Here is a 19131-nt window from a genome sequence, read left to right as displayed (position 1 = left end):
CGATTTCTCCATAGGTTTGTCCTTCAAACCCTTTCGTATACATCATTCCGCGCTTTTTACTGTTTTTTTCTTTTGGAAGAACATCGTGATCTGCGTATTTTCTAACTGTACGCCAATCATAACCGGTTTCCGTGACAATTTTATTTAAAGAATAGCCTTCTTCATTTCTCATTTTTTTGATAGAATAAATTTGGTCCATTGTGAGCATCCTTTCCCACGCCTTTCTGAAGTTCTTAGTCAAACTCCATTTTAGGCGAATGGTATGGGTGGAAGCAATGGGCTATTTTATTTGGCCCGAGTTATGGATTTTTTCTTGCACTATTCTACATATTTATTCTGCCATACACAAAAAAACTTTATTATTAAATAAAACTAATTTTGAATAAGAGGTGATTACTATCTATAAAGTAACATATAGATCTTATTTTATATTTTTAATAACGATAATATTTTTTTCTCTAATTTTATACTTAAGTTTTGTCTTTTTCTTTACAAACCCAGAATTAGATACTGGAGCGATTACAGAAACATCGTATGGAACTCGATATGCAATAGAGATAATCATAAATAATTTAAAAAACTTTTCTCAATATTTCTTTTTTTTCTTTATTTCCCCCTTATTAATAATTATTGATTTGTGTAATTTAGTTTATCAAGTATGGTTAGGAATCAATGTGTACGGAGGAGAAAACACTTTTCTATTATTATATAGACATGGGATTATTGAATTTCCTAATATGATCCTTTATGTTTTTTTGTCTTTAAAATGTATGCTTATTTTTTATAAAAAATTCAATATGAATGATGTGTTTTGCTTTATCAAGTTAAATTATAAATTATATATATTTAGTATTGTTAATGTGGTGCTGGCAGGAATCATAGAAGGGATGATTACATTTTGAATTTAGTATCAATGGATAACTGTACTAAAAAATATGGGGATGAAATAATATTAACCCATATTTCTTTGTCTCTATCTCAAGGTATGTACTTTGTGAAGGGAAATAACGGTAGTGGGAAAAGCGTGCTATTAAGAAGTGTAGCTACTGTAGAACAATTTTCATCGGGTAATTTTGAAAATAAAGCTAAAAATATTTTATATCTTACTGATCAAAGTTTAACCCATAATTACTTAACAATAGAGGAAAATATTTCTTTATTATATAGTATACATAGATTGAGTTTGTCAAATAAGGAAAAAGATTTTATAGAAAGCCTTTTCACCGACACTCAAGTTAGTACTCTTACTGAAAAAGCTTCTTTAGGTATGAAATTAAAAGTAGGTTGTGCTTTATTAGCGAAAAGAAATTATTGGGATCTTATTGTGCTTGATGAGACACTTTCAAGTATTGATCATTTTAGTAGAAATTTGATTTTAGAAATTTGTGAAAAGCTAGTACAGGATAAAGCGTGTATATTAATTGTCTCACATAATGATATAGATAAGGAATATCAGCATAGTAGTAAAATTTTAAGGTTAAAAGAAGGGAGATTGGTTAGTGATGGATAAAAAAGAAATCAAAAAAAATGATAGTCTATTTTTAGTTTTTTTTATTCCTTTCATAGTCACAAATGTTTTATTATTTTTTGAATTAATAAATTCTAATGACTATTTAAAAGACTTATTACAAGATAGTCAAAATCTATTGGAAATAAACACATTTAAATTTAATTTATTTATGGGGATAATAGTAGTATTATTTAATGTTATTATTTTATTCGTTACTTTTTTATTTATAAAAATAGTCATACAATTAGTCTTGAGAAAAGAATTTTTTCATGAAAGAGATCTCCTTATAACTCTCTTATTAAGTGCCAGCCTTTCAGCAATAACGTCTTTATTATTATCAGAATTTTTTTCTATCGGTTATTTTGCTCTTTCAATCACAACTTCTATATTAGAATATGTAATGTTTGTTTTATTATATAGAGTAAATATAAAGGACAATAAAGAAGTCATTATGGTAGCGGGAGTAAAATTAATTTTATTAACAGCAAACATTATATTTGTTATTACAATGTAATCATTTGATAAATTTTGAATAAATAATGAATGATAATAATAAGTGCACTTAACCTTTCGATATTTCTATTCAAAATTTCTGTTTTTTGAAAGCATACTTATGTAAGCTTCAAGTTAGCTACGTAAGATTCTATAATCTATTAATTTTCTGGGATAATTGTTCATCTATTGTTGGATATGTAATCAGTGAGATTCAGAAACTAGATCGATAGGATTGCCTTTGAGAATAAAATGACGAATACACTTATACTGGTTCTCTCGTTAGATTCATAGGAATGACTTAAATAGAAATCTAAGGAATATTTTAGAGGACAAGTGATAGCTCACCAATTTGTCGTCAGTCCATTTTGGTCGAGGTCCATAGTTCAAACGTGAGCTGTTATAAACTGCTTGTCCAGCATCTTGGTCATAACAGTTGTATAAAAATCATAGATTTTATAGTTTTATTTTTGATGTTTGAGTTGAGCACCATTCATCGGTTTATTTCAGTATTGATTGTTTGTGGAACGTGATTCAAAACACGAGCAATATAAAGGCTAGAATAATTTTCACCTTTTAAACTGCAAATTGGGCTTTTCTGCATACGGTTAATGATTTCCAATATGCGATACTGTGGTATGGTTAGGTTGCATCATGTGCATTCATCCTGTCTATTGAGAGCTACTGGTATAGCTTCAATAGCACATGAAATTCACATGGTTTTTTTTATATATTTTAGCTTAAGCGACTAACTTCATTATAAAATCCAGTAATAAAAGAAAATGTCACAAAGAAGTAGGAGAATTTAATTATATAATATATAGCCCAGTTTTAAATCGAGAGGATAATATTAATTGATTTCAGTTGCATTGGAAGAGTTAAAACGTATTTTGAAAAGTATTAGAACGATCATAATTATTTTAATATTTGTTTTATTTAGTTATGGTATGTCATCTACTTTGTCAAATGTTGCGGGTAGCAGCGGTGATGACATCACAGCAGCCTATTCGAGTATTAGGTTATTAGTTTTTATATTAGGGTATTTATTTGTATCTATTCTGTCAAATAATTGCATCAATACAGAGATAGAAACTGGCTCAATAAAATTTGTTCTAGCCAAGATCAATAGGCCACAGTTCATAGTTGGTAAATTTATTGGCATTTTTCTCTTCTGGTTCATTTGTATTAGTACAAGTGTAACTGTCATTTTATTTTTAACCAATCAAGTTGATTTGAGTATTTTTTTCATGCTGATATGCGTAGTTACTTATTATATCTCTTTATGTATATTACTTTCAGTATTAGTTAGCAGATCCTCAATGACTAATTTTATTGGACTAATCATTGGAATTATGTTTCCAATCACTGGACTTTGGGTAACCTTGTCAGATAAATGGTATAGCTCATTTAAGTATTTGTTTCCCTATGAGTACATCTTAAAAGGCGGTTATTTGATAGTTGTGCCTGTACTCATTTCAATTATTTATTTAAGTATAGCTGTATTTAGCTTCAGTAGAAAAGAGGTATGAAATGTCTTTGCTAAATATAAAGCATGTGAAAAAAAGTTTTGGCTCAAAGCTAGTCTTAAAAGATATTAATATGACACTTGATCAAAATGATTTCTATGGATTAGTAGGAAAAAACGGATCAGGAAAAACAACCCTAATTAATCTTATAGCTGGAATAAATAGAACTGACAATGGAGATATCCTATTTTACGATCACATTAATGTAAATGAGTTTAAAAATAAGATCGGTTTAATGCCTGATTCAGAGGGGTTGTACAGAAATATTAGTGGTTATGACTTTTTGCACTATATGGGAAGGCTTAAAAAAATCAATTTATCTAAACAACAAATAATCCAATTACTTGAAAAAGTGTACCTCGAAGTTCCTAACAATCTGGATATTAAACACTATTCATTTGGTATGAAAAAGAAATTAGCTATAGCTCAAACTTTGATTGGTGATCCAGAACTTTTGATTTTTGACGAACCGACTTCAGGTGTGGATCCAGAATCAGCTATTAATATACGTCAACTTTTTTCTGATTTTCATCAAGAAGGGAAAACGATCTTACTTACATCTCATAATCTAAATGAAATTGAAAAATTATGTAATAAAGCTTCACTATTAGACGGTGGAAAACTAACTATATCCGGAAAACTAGCTTCGTTATTGCAAAATAAAGAAAACACTATAAAGTTATTGATTCAGTATAAAACGAGCTATTCAAACTCTGAGTTAATAAGGAAAATCCAAGAACATTCTTTTATATCTAATATTGGTATCAAGAATAATATTTTGGAAATAGATTGTTCTTCTTCGAGTATTAATGATGCACTGCACTCTATTTTGCAGATAAATGATCTAAAAATAGTAGATATTTCAACAAGAAAACCAGATTTAGAGCAACTATTTTTTACAAATAATGGGTAGGGATAATTTAATATACAAATAATCAGATGTGAATGTGTTATAGCTTGGTCTATGGGTTGGATTGTAGACTAATTGCTTTTGATAAGTGAGGTGTTTTGATGCTGAGAGAAATCATTACTTTGGTTTTAGTATTCTGTGTATTAGTTGTAATTGGCTATTTTGTTACAAAAAATAACAAAAGTTAAGTCATTAATAAGCATATAAATGCTAAGATTAAAGTAACAGTAAGCTGAAGATGGAAATTGTTATATTTCTAATAATAGAAATAACAAACTAATTTTAGAATTTAGTAAAAAATTAGTTTTGAAATTCATTTTTTAAATTTAAGTATATTTACATTTCGTTAGATAAAATTAGTTTTTTAGTAGTGAGTTTAAATTTTTATTACTTAGGGAAAGTTTTTATTACGAAAATTACTATATATTTTTGTTGATATAGATGGGATTTCAAGGGGGCAACGGAGCGTTGCTCCCCTAAAGCATATGTTTTAGGGTATGATGAATACTTGAAGAGCAAATTGATTTTTTTTTGGAGATGTTTTAAAAATCTTGATGTTAAAATTTTCCTGTTATACTAAGTTGTTTTTTAAAAATAATGTTGTTATACAATTATCGGTTTGTTACAATATTAATTAGTGAAAAGATTAGTATTTACAGCTTTCCTTTTTGCTTTTCTGAAATATAAGAATTGGAGGTGAAAAGGTGAATGAAGAAATAAAAGAGAAGAAGTTTCCGTGGATCGCTATGATAGTTTATGCTGTGGTTGTCATAGGATCGGAATTATTAAGAACATATATAATCGCTGCAGAAAGTCTAGAAGGAAACAAACTAAATCCAGAAGGACTATTTTTAAGTGGAATAATAGGAATTATCATTTCGGTCATCGCTGCAATTATTGTTTTAAGTATACAATACGCTTTCACAAAGTTTCCCACCCAATGGATTTCTAAAGAAGAAAATGTTTATAAATATGATATCTGGGAAGCTTTATTTTATTCTGGCGCTATAGGGATAGTGCTGAACTTGTTACTGCAATTTTTTGATTATCAAGACAACTTAGTTTCATTAGCAGTGGTCAGTTTTATAACGACGGGTCTTTTCTTGTTATTTTATTATTCAGGAGAAGAGAAGGAAAAACATATTAAAAAAGTCATTACCATTGTCCAAGTAGCTTGGTTAATATTAGGACTCATCTTGAATGTAGTATCAACAATGTTTAGTAGTAGTAATTAAATTATAAAAAAGAGGGATAAAAAATGAATGAAGAAGTAGAAGTAAATGAAAATAAAGGTTTTCCATGGAAAGCACTGGCGGTTTTTGTCGTTGTTATTATAGGAGTTACGCTGTTTAATGCTTTTACGATGGATACAACGGATCTAGGCGAACTTGAAGGCAATTCAGGAGCATTGCTCTTTGGGGGAGCTGCTGTTGGAAGTGTATTTGGAGCGATAGGAGCAATTATCGTTTTAAGTATACAGTATGCTTTTACAAAATTCCCTACCCAATGGATCTCTAAAGAAGAAAATGTTTATAAATATGATATCTGGTCAGCTTTATTTTACTCTAGTGCAATCGGAACGATTATGAATACTTTGTTGCAACAGCTTAATATGGATGCGAATTTAATCGCATCATCTATCGTGAGTATTCTGACAACAGGACTATTCTTATTTTTCTATTTCTCAGGTGAAGAAAAAGAACAGCATGTCAAAAAGGCTATTACAATTGTTCAAGTAGCGTGGTTAGTAATTGGGCTTGTTTTATCTGCTGCATCTGTAGCGCTTTTAAAAAATGTTGGATTATAAAGAAGGTAGGATAAATAATATTGAAAAAAACAAATAAAAAAGCTTCAACCCGCTCATTATTACAGCGGGTTGGGGATAAAAAAGGGTTAGTTGCGATTGGGATTATTTGTGTACTAGTAGCTGTATTGGTTATTGTTCAATTTTTCCAGAATTCCGATCTGGAAAGTAATGCAGAAGAAACGTATTCGGTACATATCGTTAGAGAAGAAGATCCGATTTTATTTGACGGAATAGTCCAAGCTTCTGAAGTTCAAGAAGAGTATTACGATGCAGCCAAAGGTGTGATCGCTGAAGTGCTTGTGGAAGATGGACAAGAAGTAGAAGCAGAAACAGAATTGTTTACTTATACAAACGAAGAAAATCAACAACTACTGAACGAACAGAACCGTCAGTATAGTCGACTAAAAGAACGTCGTTCAGAAGCAGAAACAGAACTAGCGAATGCCAAAGAGGCACTGAATACAGCCAATGCCAATATTAAAAAAAGTAATCAGAATGTGCAAGTGCCTGCTGAAACAGAAGAAAGTATGAGTGTGGATGCTGGAATCGAAACTGCGCAAACTGATTTAATGGAATATGAGACAGAAAAAGCAGAAGCAGAAGCCACAATCGAAAGTGCTGAGATGAGTATAGATGAACTGAACGATCAAATGGAAGATATCGAATATGAGATTGAAACGTTGAGAAAAGGGATTACCACAACGATTACAGCAGATTTTCCAGGTGTTATTGAAGTAAATAACACAAACGCTTCTACACTTGCATCTAGTGAACAACCAGTTGTTCGTTTATTATCTAAAGATGTTAAAATAGAAGCCACTGTTTCTGAATATGATTATGACAAAATCAAAGAAGAAAGTCCTGTAGAAATCAGTTTAATGAGTTCTGATAAAGAAATACCTGGAAAAATTACTCAAATCGGTTCGCTGCCTATGCAAGCTAGTGCGGAAGGCTCAACTTCTTCAAGATATCCATTCACGGTTATACCGGAAGAGCCAATACAATATGGATTTTCAGTTCAGGTAGGGTTTAGCGAAGGTGCTATTTATCTTCCCGAATCTGCTGTAGTTGAAGAAGACGGTAAAAAAATCGTCTTTGTAACAGTTGATGGAATCGTAGAGCGTCGAGAAATCGAAGCCCATAAAGAAAGCAATTTCTATGTGTTAGATTCTGGATTGGAAGTGGATGAAGAAGTATTGCTTGACCCGAGTCCTGAACTAGCAGATGGGGATGAGGTTATGGTGATGTATGATTAAGTTAGAAAAAATCGGGAAATCTTATAAAGCAGATAATGAATGGATTCCTGTACTGAAAAATGTTGAAATGGAAGTAAACCAAGGCGATTTTCTAGCAATTATGGGCCCTTCGGGATCTGGAAAGTCAACATTATTGAATCTGATTGGGTTTGTTGACCGAAATTATGAAGGCAATTACTTCCTGGAAGGGAATATTGTCACTTCTAAAAATGATGCTGATTTGTCTAAACTTAGAAACCAGCGTGTAGGGTTTGTATTTCAACAGTTTAATCTAATAGAAACTTTAACAATCGAAGAAAATGTAGAGTTGCCATTGCTATATGATGGATGGAGTTATCGAGAGACTAAAAGTAAAGTACTGGAACTACTGGAGAAGTTGGGCATTGGAGATAAAGGAAAGAAAATGCCGAAACAGCTCTCAGGTGGTCAGCAACAGAGAGCTGCAATTGCCAGAGCAATCATAAATAATCCTGACTTTATTTTAGCGGATGAGCCAACTGGTGCGTTAGATACACAAACCTCTAATGACATTATGAACGTGTTCAAACAGTTGAATGAAGAAGAAGGGGTTACGATTATTTTAGTTACGCATGACCCGACAACGGTCAAATATTGTAATCGTGTGGTTCACATGCAAGATGGCATATTGACTGAAGAAGTGAGGTGAAGACATGAACCCGTTAGTGTTTTTTAAAGGGGCATGGAACGCACTCCTTAAAAATAAAAAACGAAGCTTTTTAACAATGATCGGAATTGTAATTGGAATCGCTGCGGTTAGTACGATCATGTCTATTGGAAGAGGATTTGAGAACTATGTTTTAGACTCTTTGAATCCTGATGAAGGAGAACTGTTAACTGTTGATATTCAATTTCAGGCAGATGATCCAGATTGGATGCTTGAAACGAATGAAGATCTATTTACTGATATGGATATGCGAATGATTGAGAATGTACCTGGCGTTCAAAGCGTAGAGACGATTAACATGAATTCAGAATATGCCTCATTTGATACTACGATTGACGGTGAAGAGAATTATTTGGAAGCCTCTCTAATAGAAGACAGCGGTAGTCCTGTCGTAGCAGGAAGATCACTTGATTCTATCGATAATGAAAGAGAAAACCGAGTTGTAGTGGTACCTTACTCGCTTATCGAGAGCCAATATGCATCAGAAGAAGCAGCTTTAGGGAAAGGGTTATCGCTTGGGGATCAGCTGTATACAATCGTTGGAGTATCTGAAGGAGATGTTGACGCTTCGGGTATTCTCGCTGGGTTTTTACCGCAAGAGATCGAAATTCCCAAAAGCAGTTATAATCGCTATCATGAAGAGGATACCATTGAAGATCAGATTAGTATAACAGTTGCCAGAGGCTCTCTTCCTTCAGATGTTGCAGAAGAGAGTGTGTCACTATTAGAAGAAGAAGGCACGATGAGGGATAGAGGAACCTATACTCATTTTGATATGTCTGCTTTAGATGATGGGTTGTCTCAAGTTCTGAGAGGAATTACGCTATTTATCGCAAGCGTTGCTGGAATCTCCTTATTTATTGCCGGAATCGGCGTTATGAATATGATGTATATTTCAGTATCCGAACGAACAAAAGAGATTGGTATCCGTCGAGCTCTTGGAGCTTCTCAAAAGAGTATTCGAGCTCAATTTGTACTAGAAGGCGTTATGATGACAAGTATTGGTGGAATATTCGGCTATTTATTTGGCTGGTTATTCTCTTCTATTGCTTCCTTCTTTTTACCGTTTTCTACTGGATTAGATCTATTTACAATTCTTGTTTCTATTGGTGTTTCCGCACTAGTAGGATTGATTTTCAGTTATGCGCCAGCGAATGCTGCAAGTAAGAAAGAAATTATTGATATCCTTTAACCTTGAAAAACTAGATAGAGAAAAAGGGGATTTCTGAATGATGGCTTATATTCGTTTCCTAGTTAATCAATTTTCTAGGGATCTTAAAAACCAAACAAAACAGCTTACCTTTTTGTTTGTCGTTCTTATGTTTTTACTGATTTTACATGAATATCCTGACTTGTTGATCTTAACGTATGTAGTGATTTATCCAATTAGTTATATTGTGATCAACTCTATTCGATATTTTTATGGTAAAAGCAAGAATAAGCAAGCAGCAAATGAATAAGTAGTTATTTGTTTAAGTTAAAGTATTTCATCTTTTTGAGAAAAGTCTTTTGTATTGATGTACAGTTAGTAAAAATGATTAAGCGTACTGATTTAATTTCAGTCGAAACCAAGTAACCATTTGAAAAGGATCGAATAATTATTGAAATAGATTATTCGATTCTTTTTTATTTATCTAGTATGCTTTACAAACTAGTTAAGAAAAGGTATTCTATAATTAACTAGTATGTATTACAACTTAGATTAAGAAATTTGAATAGAGGTGACAAATTGAAAAAAACGCAGCTATTAAAAGGTGTGCTTGAAGGATGTGTTCTGTTAATCATTCAAGAAAAAGAAGTATATGGATATGAGTTGGTCCAGCAGTTAAAACTGTCAGGTTTTACAGATATTGTCGGAGGAACAGTTTATCCTTTGCTGCAAAAGCTTGAAAAGAATGAATTGACAACAAGTGTCAAAAAGCCATCTAAGGACGGACCAGATCGTAAGTATTATCAGATTACATCTAAAGGAAAAGAATACTGCCAAGAATTTATTCAGAATTGGCAAGAGCTAGAAGCGAGTGTTCATAACTTGATAGATAAAGGAGGAAAAGAACTATGACAAAAACGCAAGAAATGATTAAACAGAATAATGAATTGAGAGAGCAATTGAATACGGAGAATAAAGCGTACTATGAAGAAATACTAATTTATATGAGGTTAAGAAATTGGCTAAAAGATGAGGAAGATATAGAGTCAAAATTACTGGAAATCTTACAAGATATGATTTCCGCTCAAGAGGATGGTATGTCAGCAAAAGAGTATTTTGGTCAAGAACCTAAAGAAATTGCGGATGAGATACTTTCAAATGTTCCGATCAATTGGTTAGACGGGCTAAAAATATTGGGACTAGTATTTGGGATTTCAATTTTTTTCTCCATTCTTTCTGATTTATCTGCTGACCAGTATAAATTTAATTTACTACAGTTAATCGTTCATTTCGTAACGATAGGTGCAGGAGTCATCATTTGTTTATCTATTTTGAAAAAAAGCACATTTGAGAAAGAAAAATCAAGTTCTAAATTAGAAATCTTACTATTCGGTGCAACCTTTGCAGGAACAATAGGCATCTTGCTTGCATCCTCTTATTTCATTTCGGATGCATGGACAATTGCTTTGCCTAAAGAAATTGCTTTAGTAGTGACTACACTAGCAGCTCTAGGAGTAACATGGAAAGTCTTTATCCTTCCAAAAGGAGAAAGACTATTATGGTCTAGTTTTTTACCCATTATTTGGTTATTCGTTCTTTTAGCTTTCTTGAACTATTTTCCCGCAAGTTCAGATTGGATTCAATCTTCAAACGGGAAAGTAGTAGTGGTTACCGGAGTGATATTGGGACTAATCATTAATTATCTAATCGGTTTCTATGCCATTAAAAAGATGGATGTTGACTAAAAAGAATATCTCTAAAAGGATTATATCAGTCAGCTAAAGTGCTAAATAGTGAACCTGTGACGCTAATAATACTCTCTTCTAATTGGAAAATATCTAAGAGGAATATTACATTTAAGTGTAAGGATAGATTGAGGTCGTATTCCAATGCAGACGGTACATTTGTACGCCGAATGCCCAGATTAATCAGTTGATTAAAGCGAATAAAGAATTGATACAATATAAAAAAATTATTAATAGATCAATGAACGAATCTGTTAAAAGGATCAATGGACAAGATTTAGGGAAAAAATATGGAGGAAATGGAAAAACAAGCAATAATGTTGTCACATTTATAGGGCTTTAAAAATAAACATATTGATACTAAAGCTTTTTTTAGGGGGCAACGATTCGTTGCTCCCTCTTTGTGTTGTATTTATATATAATCAAATTAGTAACAAAAATAGAAATAAGGTAAAGAATTGCACAAATAGGAGGTGGGTTTATGGGGAAGTAATATTTCATGTAATTTCAGTCGCGATGTTAGGAGTACTTGTATATGTTTATACAGTATATGTTAATCAGTATGGGAAAATAATTTGGTTTCCAGGTATCTTATTGTTTATAGGACTTTGTATAAATTGGTATCTTATTTCTAAATTATTTAACAAAAAAAATGAGGATAAAAAATGAAGAAAATCGTAGTTTCATTAAAAAGAGAGAATGATGCTGTTGGACCTTATGATGTAAAGTATTTCTTGTATAAGAAACAATTCGGTGTTAATTCTAATTGCGGAACTGTTAACGGTAAAAGTAACAGATCTTTTCAGGAACCTCCAATAAGGTGTTGAGGAATCCAGTAATTATTACTTAATAATATGGAAAACAAATGAAGACGGTTATACTACAACTGGGTCTGGAAAATTTTGTAATTAAAAAATTGTAGAATCAAAGAAGACTAAAAATTAGGCTGCCTTAATTCTGTTGTTTGTTCAGGAGGTATAAAGGTTGTTAATTGATTTTAGTGGGCTTGTTCTGGTATTTGCTATTGCATTATTGATAGGAATACTTTTCTTTTTAAAGTTTAAATTTAAATGGAGCATCAATGGAAGACTACTTAAAAAGACAGTTTAAATCAATCGTATTTTTATTTTCAATTGACGAATTAAAATGATAAGTCTAATGGGGAAAAAATTAGGGAAAAACTAATAAATAGAATTAAAAGAAACTGGAAAAATCGGAAATGGATAATTTATGGAGCTGCGTTAGCGCTTTTACTGAGGAATATAAGTAGGTGTTTTATGTAAAATTGGTAGATAGCTTTTTTAAACTACTTAACCTCATAAGAGAATGTACTCCGTTATAAATTTTTTTCGTGTGCTCTGCATGAATGGCAACTTGACTTAGAAAATTTCTATACAAAAAAAGAAAATATGAGGTATAAATATAAGAGCGAATCTTTAGTTTGTTTTTTGTTTTGTTATCAATGTTATTATTTTACTATAAATAAGAAAAGTGATTTAGAAATAGCTGTTACGATAGTAAAAACAGGATGAAATTTCAAAAATAAAAATATTGCACACAGAGAACTTGTTCTATTAATTTATACAAAAGGAAAGGTGGGGCTGATTTATTTGAACAATTGGGAAAAAGTAGAAGTGTTTTGTAAGGTTCTTGGTTTGATTTTAATGCTTGTTGGTTTTTGGCTATATGGACGTACGCTGAATTTTGCTGACGGAGAATATTTTGTGCTGGCTGGTATTCTTGTACAACTTGTTGGTATGCCTGCTTATTACCATAATAAAAAAAATAAGAGATCAAAATAAAAATTATGGAAATGTTATATATGAAAACTAATAGTTTGAAGAAATTTGTTATTAAAAATTTTGCTGCTATAATCCTTTTTGTTTCATTCCTTCAGTCTGGTTCAGTAGCTGCTAGTGAAGTAGTTTCGAAAAAGCCTTCAGAGAACATTGACAAAAATTTTGATGATTTAAATAGTCCTTTAAAAAGTGTTGTCTATAAAAATATTGCTTCTGATGAATTGGTAAGACCAATGGTTAAAGAAGGTGAATCAGGAATGTACTTAATTCGTACTAAGAAAAGTAGTTTTAATGAAAATTTTGCTAATTTTAGTTTTGCAGTAACTACTCTCAGTGGTTTGTTTAATCTACCTGGATCTTTTTTCACTGGTATTGGGAGTTTCCTTGGAAGTAAGACCATAAAAAATGTATGGTATACTGAAAGAACCTATAGTGATAAAAAGTCATATAGACCAACTTATAGATATTATACACAATACTATAAGGACCCAGCTAGAACGCAATATATTGGTTATTCAGACGGTTACTTACCAACATTTATTAGTAGATAATAATAAAACAAAGATTTGTAAAATAAAATACTTAAAAACATCATCAAACCAGGATATTTATGGTTCTACCCCTAAAAAATTTAAAATTTAATATTATACAGCTAACTGGTTGGTTTGAGTTTGGTATTCTACTGGACTTAAGCCAACCAGTTTTTTTGTTTTATGCGGACAGCGTTATACCAATCAATATATTCTTTAATTTATTTTTAAAGTTGATTGTAGGAAGCTAGAGGCTCCCTGTAAAATATTTTTAGTTTCATAATTTCAAAGAAATTCTATGTTTCTTTATCCTCTTTTGAGCATATAACACAGGCGAGTTTTAAGTCATGTGGTACGATTATATTGAAGAAATATGCCTGCTGGGAACGTAACCGATCATTTTATAGATGATCGTACATATCTTAACTCTTTTTTTAAGAAGGTCATTTATAATGTAATTAAGATAATAGAAACGTTTTTGTGAGTGTATATTATAGGAGGACGATTATTTGGAAATTGGAATTGATAAAATAGGGTTTTATACACCGGATGTATATATAGATATGGAAAAGTTAGCTGAAGCTAGAGGAGTGGAACCAGCTAAATATACGATTGGAATCGGACAAGAAAAAATGGCAGTAGCGCCTTTGTCACAAGACGCAGTATCAATGGCAGCCAATGCAGCGCTTGAAGTGCTAGATGAAGAAGATAGAGATGCAATTGATTTTGTCTTGTTTGGAACAGAATCAGGGGTAGATCACTCAAAATCAGGTGCAGTTTGGGTTCATCATTTAGCGGGTATTCAAAAATATGCTCGTTCAGTTGAATTAAAACAAGCTTGTTATAGTGCTACTGCCGCAATCAAGATGGCTATGGGTCATATTTCATTGCATCCTGAAAGCAAAGTCCTTGTATTGGGAACAGATATTGCAAAATACGGACTCAATACTGGTGGAGAGCCGACTCAAGGAGCAGGAGCTGTTGCAATGGTATTGTCTGCTAATCCGAAAATTCTAGCAATTGATACAGATAGTGTGTCTATGACAGAAGATATTTCCGATTTCTGGCGTCCGTTATATTCTGATTATGCTTATGTAGATGGAAAATTCTCTAACCAAGCTTATTTAAACTTCTTAACAGATGTCTGGGGTCAATACAAAGAAAGAAATAACCGTGATTTAAGTGACTTTGAAGCATTATGCTTCCATGTTCCTTATACTAAAATGGGTAAAAAAGCATTAAAAGCTTTAACAGAAAATGCTTCAGAAGAAGATACAGCTCGTCTGATGGGATATTATGAGCCAAGTGTTTCTTACAATAAGCAAGTTGGAAATATTTATACTGGATCACTTTATTTAAGTTTGCTTTCTTTATTGGAACAAGGACCGCTACTAGAAGATAATGCGCGTATTGGTCTGTTCAGTTATGGCTCAGGAGCTGTTGGTGAGTTTTTCAGCGGAGTTGTAAAACCCGGATATAAAGAACACATGTTGAAAGAAGAACATGAAGCATTACTGAATAATCGTCGCAAATTATCTATTAAAGAATACGAAGAAATTTTACAGCAATCTTTACCTAAAGATGAAACAGATATTGAACTGGATAGTGAAGCGCCTCGTGGAACCGTGATCTTAAGTGGGGTTCGTGCGAACATTCGCGAATATAGTAAAAAGAAATAGACGATTCTGATGGAATGAAAAATTTTGCTAACTAAAAGGAGTGCATACTTTTATGCAAAAAGTATATATAGCAGGGGCAAAGCGGACGCCAATCGGTTCGTTTCTTGGTGCACTGAAAGATGTTTCAGCTGCTGACTTAGGAAAAACAGCTATCCAAGGCGTTTTAAACCAAAGTGGCGTTGATCCGACTGATATAGATGAAGTATCTTTAGGAAACGTTCTGTCAGCTGGTCAAGGTCAAGGTGTTGCCAGACAAGCTTCTATCAAAGCAGGTATTCCAGAAACTACGCCAGCTTATGGAACAAATATGGTCTGTGGGAGTGGCTTGAAAACCGTCATGAATGCCTTTATTGGTATCCGTGCGGGAGAATATAATGTAGTTGTTGCTGGTGGAACAGAGTCTATGAGTCAAGCGCCGTACCTTATTCCTAATAGAACCCGGACGGGTATTAAAATGGGGAACTTTCAGACAATAGATCATATGGTGCATGATGGATTGACAGATGCGTTCGAAGGCTATCATATGGGCGTTACTGCGGAAAATATTGCTGAACAGTATGGAATCTCACGTGAAGATCAGGACGTCTTTGCATTTGATTCCCAGAAAAAATCAATTGAAGCACTGGATAATGGGTTGTTTAAAGAAGAAGTGGTTTCAGTAGAGTATACAACTAGACGGAAAGAACAAGCTATTGTTGATACTGACGAATATCCTAATCGTAAAGCCAATCTTGAAAAAATGAGTTCACTTAGACCAGCGTTCAAAAAAGAGGGTACGGTAACAGCTGGAAATGCTTCTGGGCTGAATGATGGTGCCAGTGCAACCTTGATTGTTGGAGAAGACTATCTGCAAGAAAAATCTGTTCAACCATTAGCTGAAATTGTCGCAATTGGACAAAGTGGTGTAAATCCATCGATTATGGGAATAGGACCTGTTCCAGCTATTCAACAAGCATTGAAGAAATCTGAACTATCTTTTGAGGATATTGATGTATTTGAATTAAATGAAGCTTTTGCTTCTCAGAGTTTAGCGGTAGTGCATGAATTGTCTGAAACGTTTAAAGTAGATGAACAAGCACTTAAAGCTAAAACAAATATGAGCGGTGGCGCTATTTCCCTTGGTCATCCCATTGGAGCAAGTGGTAATCGCATTTTAGTTACTTTGCTGTATACATTAAAACGCAAAGGGTTGAAATATGGTATAGCTTCTCTATGTATTGGTGGCGGTATGGGTGCAGCTGTTATTATCAGAAATACAGATATCGATTAAGTGATATAATCAAAAAAACAGAGGATCATCAATTGAGATGACCCTCTGTTTTTGGCTTATTCAGGTTATTTTTCTGCTTTTTCAGCTAATAAATCGCGAATTTCTGCAAGATATTCTTCGACTGTCGGAGCTTCTACTGGTGTCTCTTCAGGCGCCGGTTTATTTTTTGCAGTTAACGTATTAATGGTTTTAACAACAATGAACAAAGCGATTGCGATCAATATAAAATTAATAATGGCTTGTAAGAAAAGACCATAGCCTACTTCTGCAGAAGCAATATTGATGACTAAACTTTCGACTTTTGTCTGACCAGTCATGGCTACGATCAGAGGCATAATGATATTATCTACTAATGCTCTAACAATGGCTGTAAAAGCTTGCCCCATAACGAGACCGACGGCCAACTCAATAACGTTACCTCTAGCAATAAATTCTTTAAACTCTTTAATCATAACTATTTGAATTCCTTTCTAATGAATAAATATTTCTTTTGTTCGCTTTTTATTTTACTGAATGAATATGGCTATTGCAAACGATGAGTAAAAAGTGTGAATTTACGATAACTTTACAAAAAATTGATGGAACATAGCTTAAGGAAAAGGCTATACTAAGTTGTAGTCGAATGATTAGCAAATAAAACATAAAATTCTAAGTATAGAAATCTGATAATGTTCGTTTTTTGGTATATATATTATATATAATCTCTAAAATATACTGTAGACATTTCTATTGTCGGATGTTATTATTTTTATGGAGACGAAATATGCACGTTTTTGGGAATTCCGAAATTCTATACTTAGTTAAAAATAGGAGGAAAAATTTTGTCTAAAAAATGGTTAAAAGGTTTGGGAGTAGCTTTCGCATCAACACTAGTACTAGCAGCTTGTGGAAATGGTGAGGATAATTCAGCTTCTAAAGAAACAAATGAAGATGGTAACGTAGAGATTGAAGAATTATCAGTACAATTTGTCCCTTCACGTGATCCTGAAGAAATCGTAACAGCAACAGAACCTCTAGAAGGAATGTTGATTGATGAAATGGCAGAATTGGGATATGATATCGACAGCGTAAAAATCGATGTAGGAACAGACTATGAAGCTGTAGGGGAAGCAATGTCAGCTGGATCTGTAGATGTTGGGTTTTTACCAGGCGGAACTTATGTCTTATACGATGATGGTGCGGATGTTATCTTGACATCTACTCGTGCAGGATTAAGTAACGATTCTGAAGATCCTGCTGAATGGAATGCGAACAAACCAACTGAGCCAACTGAAGAACAAGTAACGTACTACCGTTCAATCATGGTAGCAGGGCCTTCTGAAAAAGGACGCGAACTTGCGGATAAAGTTAATAACGGCGAAGAATTAACATGGGAAGACTTAGATTCAGCTTCTTGGAGTGTTATGAGTTCATCTTCATCAGCTGGGTATATTTATCCAACAATCTTTTTACAAGAAAATTATGACAAATCTCTTTCTGACTTAAGTCAAATTTCTCAAGCTGATTCTTATGGAACTTCAGTTTCTCGTTTAGCAACTGAACAAGCAGACGTAGCTGTTATGTACGCAGATGCCCGTCGTGATTACGTTGAAGACTGGGAAGATACTTTCGGAGGTAGTGGAGATATCTGGGATCAAACAGATGTGATTGGTGTAACACCTGGAATTTACAACGATACAATTAGTGTAAGTAAAAATTCTGACATTATGGATGATGATTTGAAAGCAGCATTGCAAGATGCGTTTATCAACATTGCTAAAACAGATGAAGGTAAAGAAATCATCGCAATCTATTCTCATGAAGGATACGAAAAATCTGAAAGTTCTGATTATGATGTTGAACGTGAAGCGCAAGAAGTGCTTAAAAATCTAACCAATTAATATAAGCTAATCAAACTTAATACTCAATAACCTAAAGAACAAGCTGGGAGTTTTTTTCTCCTGGCTTTCTTTTTGAGTATGTCTTAGAAAGGACAAAGTGAATTATGATCGAATTTATTAATGTAAATAAAACCTATCCGAATGGGGTTACTGCATTAAAAGATATTAATCTGAAAATCGAACAAGGTGAATTTGTTGCGATTATTGGTTTATCTGGTGCTGGTAAATCTACTTTGATTCGTTGTATCAATCGTATGCATGATATTAATGAGGGCACACTTAATGTAAATGGCGTAGATGTAAGTAACTTAAGAGGGAAACAAATTCGTAAATTTCGCCGTAAAATTGGAATGATTTTCCAGTCGTTTAATTTGGTTACTAGAACAAGTGTGATTAATAATGTATTGGTTTCGTCTGTTCCTGAACTTCCGTCATGGAGAAAAACTTTAGGTCTGTTTCCAAAAGATAAAAAAATTGCCGCATTAGAAGCATTAGATAAAGTGGGCATTTTGGATAAAGCCTATAACAGAGTTGATCAACTGTCCGGTGGACAACAACAACGGGTAGCATTAGCTCGTACCTTGGCTCAAAATCCTTCTATTATTTTAGCAGATGAACCGGTAGCATCTCTGGATCCTGTAACAGCCAAAGTTGTTATGGATGATTTCAAGCGAATCAATCAGGAAATGGAAATGTCTATTCTAATTAACATTCATCATGTTGAATTAGCATTAGAATACGCAGATCGAGTAATTGGAATTCGTAAAGGTGAAATAGTCTATGATGGTAAGTCTGAAGAAGTGACTCAAGAGGTGTTAGATAATATTTATGGAAGTGTTACTGAAATACCTCACATGAATAATCCGGAAGAAGCCAACGTGTAAGGAGGGTG

General features: G+C 33.1%; 20 protein-coding genes and 1 pseudogene. 19 read left to right on the top strand and 2 right to left on the bottom strand.

Annotated elements, in window-relative coordinates:
* Positions 1-199, bottom strand: a pseudogene (locus tag BLT22_RS06750) (IS21 family transposase); the annotation flags it as partial.
* 699 nt (positions 200-898) lie between these two features.
* Between BLT22_RS06750 and BLT22_RS06740 the strand changes: the two are divergent.
* The 17 genes from BLT22_RS06740 (at position 899) to BLT22_RS06660 (ending at position 16359) form a co-directional block, all read left to right on the top strand.
* On the top strand, positions 899-1510 hold the full coding sequence (locus BLT22_RS06740) for an ABC transporter ATP-binding protein (RefSeq protein WP_091761864.1): 612 nt from the start codon (positions 899-901) through the stop codon (positions 1508-1510).
* The gene (locus BLT22_RS06735; protein ID WP_091761861.1) at positions 1503-2024 is read left to right on the top strand and encodes a hypothetical protein; all 522 of its coding nucleotides are present in this window, start codon (positions 1503-1505) and stop codon (positions 2022-2024) included. The genes BLT22_RS06740 and BLT22_RS06735 overlap by 8 nt, the downstream gene beginning before the upstream one ends.
* Positions 2025-2856: 832 nt before the next feature.
* Positions 2857-3531 carry an ABC transporter permease gene (locus BLT22_RS06730; RefSeq protein ID WP_091761859.1) on the top strand — a complete coding sequence of 225 codons (675 nt, stop codon included), beginning with the start codon at positions 2857-2859 and terminating at the stop codon, positions 3529-3531.
* A gap of 1 nt (position 3532) precedes the next feature.
* A complete protein-coding gene (locus BLT22_RS06725) occupies positions 3533-4441 on the top strand; it encodes an ABC transporter ATP-binding protein (RefSeq protein ID WP_091761857.1) in 909 nt (302 codons plus the stop codon).
* 701 nt (positions 4442-5142) lie between these two features.
* On the top strand, positions 5143-5673 hold the full coding sequence (locus BLT22_RS06720) for a hypothetical protein (RefSeq protein ID WP_091761855.1): 531 nt from the start codon (positions 5143-5145) through the stop codon (positions 5671-5673).
* A 23-nt stretch (positions 5674-5696) separates the two neighbouring features.
* A complete protein-coding gene (locus BLT22_RS06715; RefSeq protein ID WP_091761853.1) occupies positions 5697-6245 on the top strand; it encodes a hypothetical protein in 549 nt (182 codons plus the stop codon).
* Positions 6246-6265: 20 nt separating this feature from the next.
* Positions 6266-7501, top strand: a complete 1236-nt coding sequence (locus BLT22_RS06710) for an efflux RND transporter periplasmic adaptor subunit (RefSeq protein WP_091761851.1) — start codon at positions 6266-6268, stop codon at positions 7499-7501.
* On the top strand, positions 7494-8168 hold the full coding sequence (locus BLT22_RS06705) for an ABC transporter ATP-binding protein (protein ID WP_087056934.1): 675 nt from the start codon (positions 7494-7496) through the stop codon (positions 8166-8168). Before BLT22_RS06710 ends, BLT22_RS06705 begins: the two co-directional genes overlap by 8 nt.
* 4 nt (positions 8169-8172) lie before the next feature.
* The gene (locus BLT22_RS06700; RefSeq protein ID WP_091761849.1) at positions 8173-9378 is read left to right on the top strand and encodes an ABC transporter permease; all 1206 of its coding nucleotides are present in this window, start codon (positions 8173-8175) and stop codon (positions 9376-9378) included.
* Positions 9379-9415: 37 nt separating this feature from the next.
* Positions 9416-9646 carry a hypothetical protein gene (locus tag BLT22_RS06695; RefSeq protein ID WP_087056932.1) on the top strand — a complete coding sequence of 77 codons (231 nt, stop codon included), beginning with the start codon at positions 9416-9418 and terminating at the stop codon, positions 9644-9646.
* 269 nt (positions 9647-9915) lie between these two features.
* On the top strand, positions 9916-10248 hold the full coding sequence (locus BLT22_RS06690) for a PadR family transcriptional regulator (protein WP_087060256.1): 333 nt from the start codon (positions 9916-9918) through the stop codon (positions 10246-10248).
* Positions 10245-11081: a DUF1129 domain-containing protein gene (locus tag BLT22_RS06685; RefSeq protein WP_091761847.1), complete on the top strand. Its 837-nt coding sequence runs from the start codon at positions 10245-10247 to the stop codon at positions 11079-11081. The genes BLT22_RS06690 and BLT22_RS06685 overlap by 4 nt, the downstream gene beginning before the upstream one ends.
* Before the next feature lie 665 nt (positions 11082-11746).
* Positions 11747-11908 (top strand): hypothetical protein, encoded by a 162-nt coding sequence (locus BLT22_RS12335; protein ID WP_176935370.1) that lies wholly within the window; start codon positions 11747-11749, stop codon positions 11906-11908.
* Positions 11909-12691: 783 nt separating this feature from the next.
* Positions 12692-12883 carry a hypothetical protein gene (locus BLT22_RS06675; RefSeq protein ID WP_087059341.1) on the top strand — a complete coding sequence of 64 codons (192 nt, stop codon included), beginning with the start codon at positions 12692-12694 and terminating at the stop codon, positions 12881-12883.
* Between the two features lie 20 nt (positions 12884-12903).
* Positions 12904-13431, top strand: a complete 528-nt coding sequence (locus BLT22_RS06670; protein ID WP_143020638.1) for a hypothetical protein — start codon at positions 12904-12906, stop codon at positions 13429-13431.
* A gap of 488 nt (positions 13432-13919) precedes the next feature.
* Positions 13920-15089 carry a hydroxymethylglutaryl-CoA synthase gene (locus BLT22_RS06665; RefSeq protein WP_091761841.1) on the top strand — a complete coding sequence of 390 codons (1170 nt, stop codon included), beginning with the start codon at positions 13920-13922 and terminating at the stop codon, positions 15087-15089.
* A 52-nt stretch (positions 15090-15141) separates the two neighbouring features.
* Positions 15142-16359: an acetyl-CoA C-acetyltransferase gene (locus tag BLT22_RS06660; protein WP_091761840.1), complete on the top strand. Its 1218-nt coding sequence runs from the start codon at positions 15142-15144 to the stop codon at positions 16357-16359.
* A 65-nt stretch (positions 16360-16424) separates the two neighbouring features.
* On the opposite strand, the gene mscL is transcribed toward BLT22_RS06660, so the two are convergent.
* Positions 16425-16811, bottom strand: a complete 387-nt coding sequence (gene mscL, locus BLT22_RS06655) for a large conductance mechanosensitive channel protein MscL (protein ID WP_171034437.1) — start codon at positions 16809-16811, stop codon at positions 16425-16427.
* A 369-nt stretch (positions 16812-17180) separates the two neighbouring features.
* On the opposite strand from mscL, the gene BLT22_RS06650 reads away from it, so the two are divergent.
* Both BLT22_RS06650 and phnC read left to right on the top strand, forming a co-directional pair.
* Complete coding sequence (locus BLT22_RS06650; protein WP_091761838.1) at positions 17181-18239, top strand: phosphate/phosphite/phosphonate ABC transporter substrate-binding protein; 1059 nt, start codon at positions 17181-17183, stop codon at positions 18237-18239.
* 104 nt (positions 18240-18343) lie between these two features.
* Complete coding sequence (phnC, locus tag BLT22_RS06645) at positions 18344-19123, top strand: phosphonate ABC transporter ATP-binding protein (RefSeq protein WP_091761836.1); 780 nt, start codon at positions 18344-18346, stop codon at positions 19121-19123.
* The last annotated feature ends 8 nt before the right edge of the window (positions 19124-19131 follow it).

This window comes from Marinilactibacillus psychrotolerans (assembly GCF_900101525.1).
GTDB lineage: Bacteria > Bacillota > Bacilli > Lactobacillales > Carnobacteriaceae_A > Marinilactibacillus > Marinilactibacillus psychrotolerans.
The sequence above is the reverse complement of the archived record's forward strand: the minus strand, read 5'-3'. Positions and strand labels throughout refer to the sequence as shown.

Bases quoted from the DNA above. Each gene is read 5' to 3' on its own strand.
- BLT22_RS06735 (WP_091761861.1), top strand. From the start codon at position 1,503: ATGGATAAAAAAGAAATCAAAAAAAATGATAGTCTATTTTTAGTTTTT.
- BLT22_RS06725 (WP_091761857.1), top strand. From the start codon at position 3,533: ATGTCTTTGCTAAATATAAAGCATGTGAAAAAAAGTTTTGGCTCAAAG.
- BLT22_RS06715 (WP_091761853.1), top strand. From the start codon at position 5,697: ATGAATGAAGAAGTAGAAGTAAATGAAAATAAAGGTTTTCCATGGAAA.
- BLT22_RS06705 (WP_087056934.1), top strand. From the start codon at position 7,494: ATGATTAAGTTAGAAAAAATCGGGAAATCTTATAAAGCAGATAATGAA.
- BLT22_RS06700 (WP_091761849.1), top strand. From the start codon at position 8,173: ATGAACCCGTTAGTGTTTTTTAAAGGGGCATGGAACGCACTCCTTAAA.
- BLT22_RS06695 (WP_087056932.1), top strand. From the start codon at position 9,416: ATGATGGCTTATATTCGTTTCCTAGTTAATCAATTTTCTAGGGATCTT.
- BLT22_RS06685 (WP_091761847.1), top strand. From the start codon at position 10,245: ATGACAAAAACGCAAGAAATGATTAAACAGAATAATGAATTGAGAGAG.
- BLT22_RS12335 (WP_176935370.1), top strand. From the start codon at position 11,747: ATGAAGAAAATCGTAGTTTCATTAAAAAGAGAGAATGATGCTGTTGGA.
- BLT22_RS06670 (WP_143020638.1), top strand. From the start codon at position 12,904: ATGAAAACTAATAGTTTGAAGAAATTTGTTATTAAAAATTTTGCTGCT.
- BLT22_RS06660 (WP_091761840.1), top strand. From the start codon at position 15,142: ATGCAAAAAGTATATATAGCAGGGGCAAAGCGGACGCCAATCGGTTCG.
- mscL (WP_171034437.1), bottom strand. From the start codon at position 16,811: ATGATTAAAGAGTTTAAAGAATTTATTGCTAGAGGTAACGTTATTGAG.
- phnC (WP_091761836.1), top strand. From the start codon at position 18,344: ATGATCGAATTTATTAATGTAAATAAAACCTATCCGAATGGGGTTACT.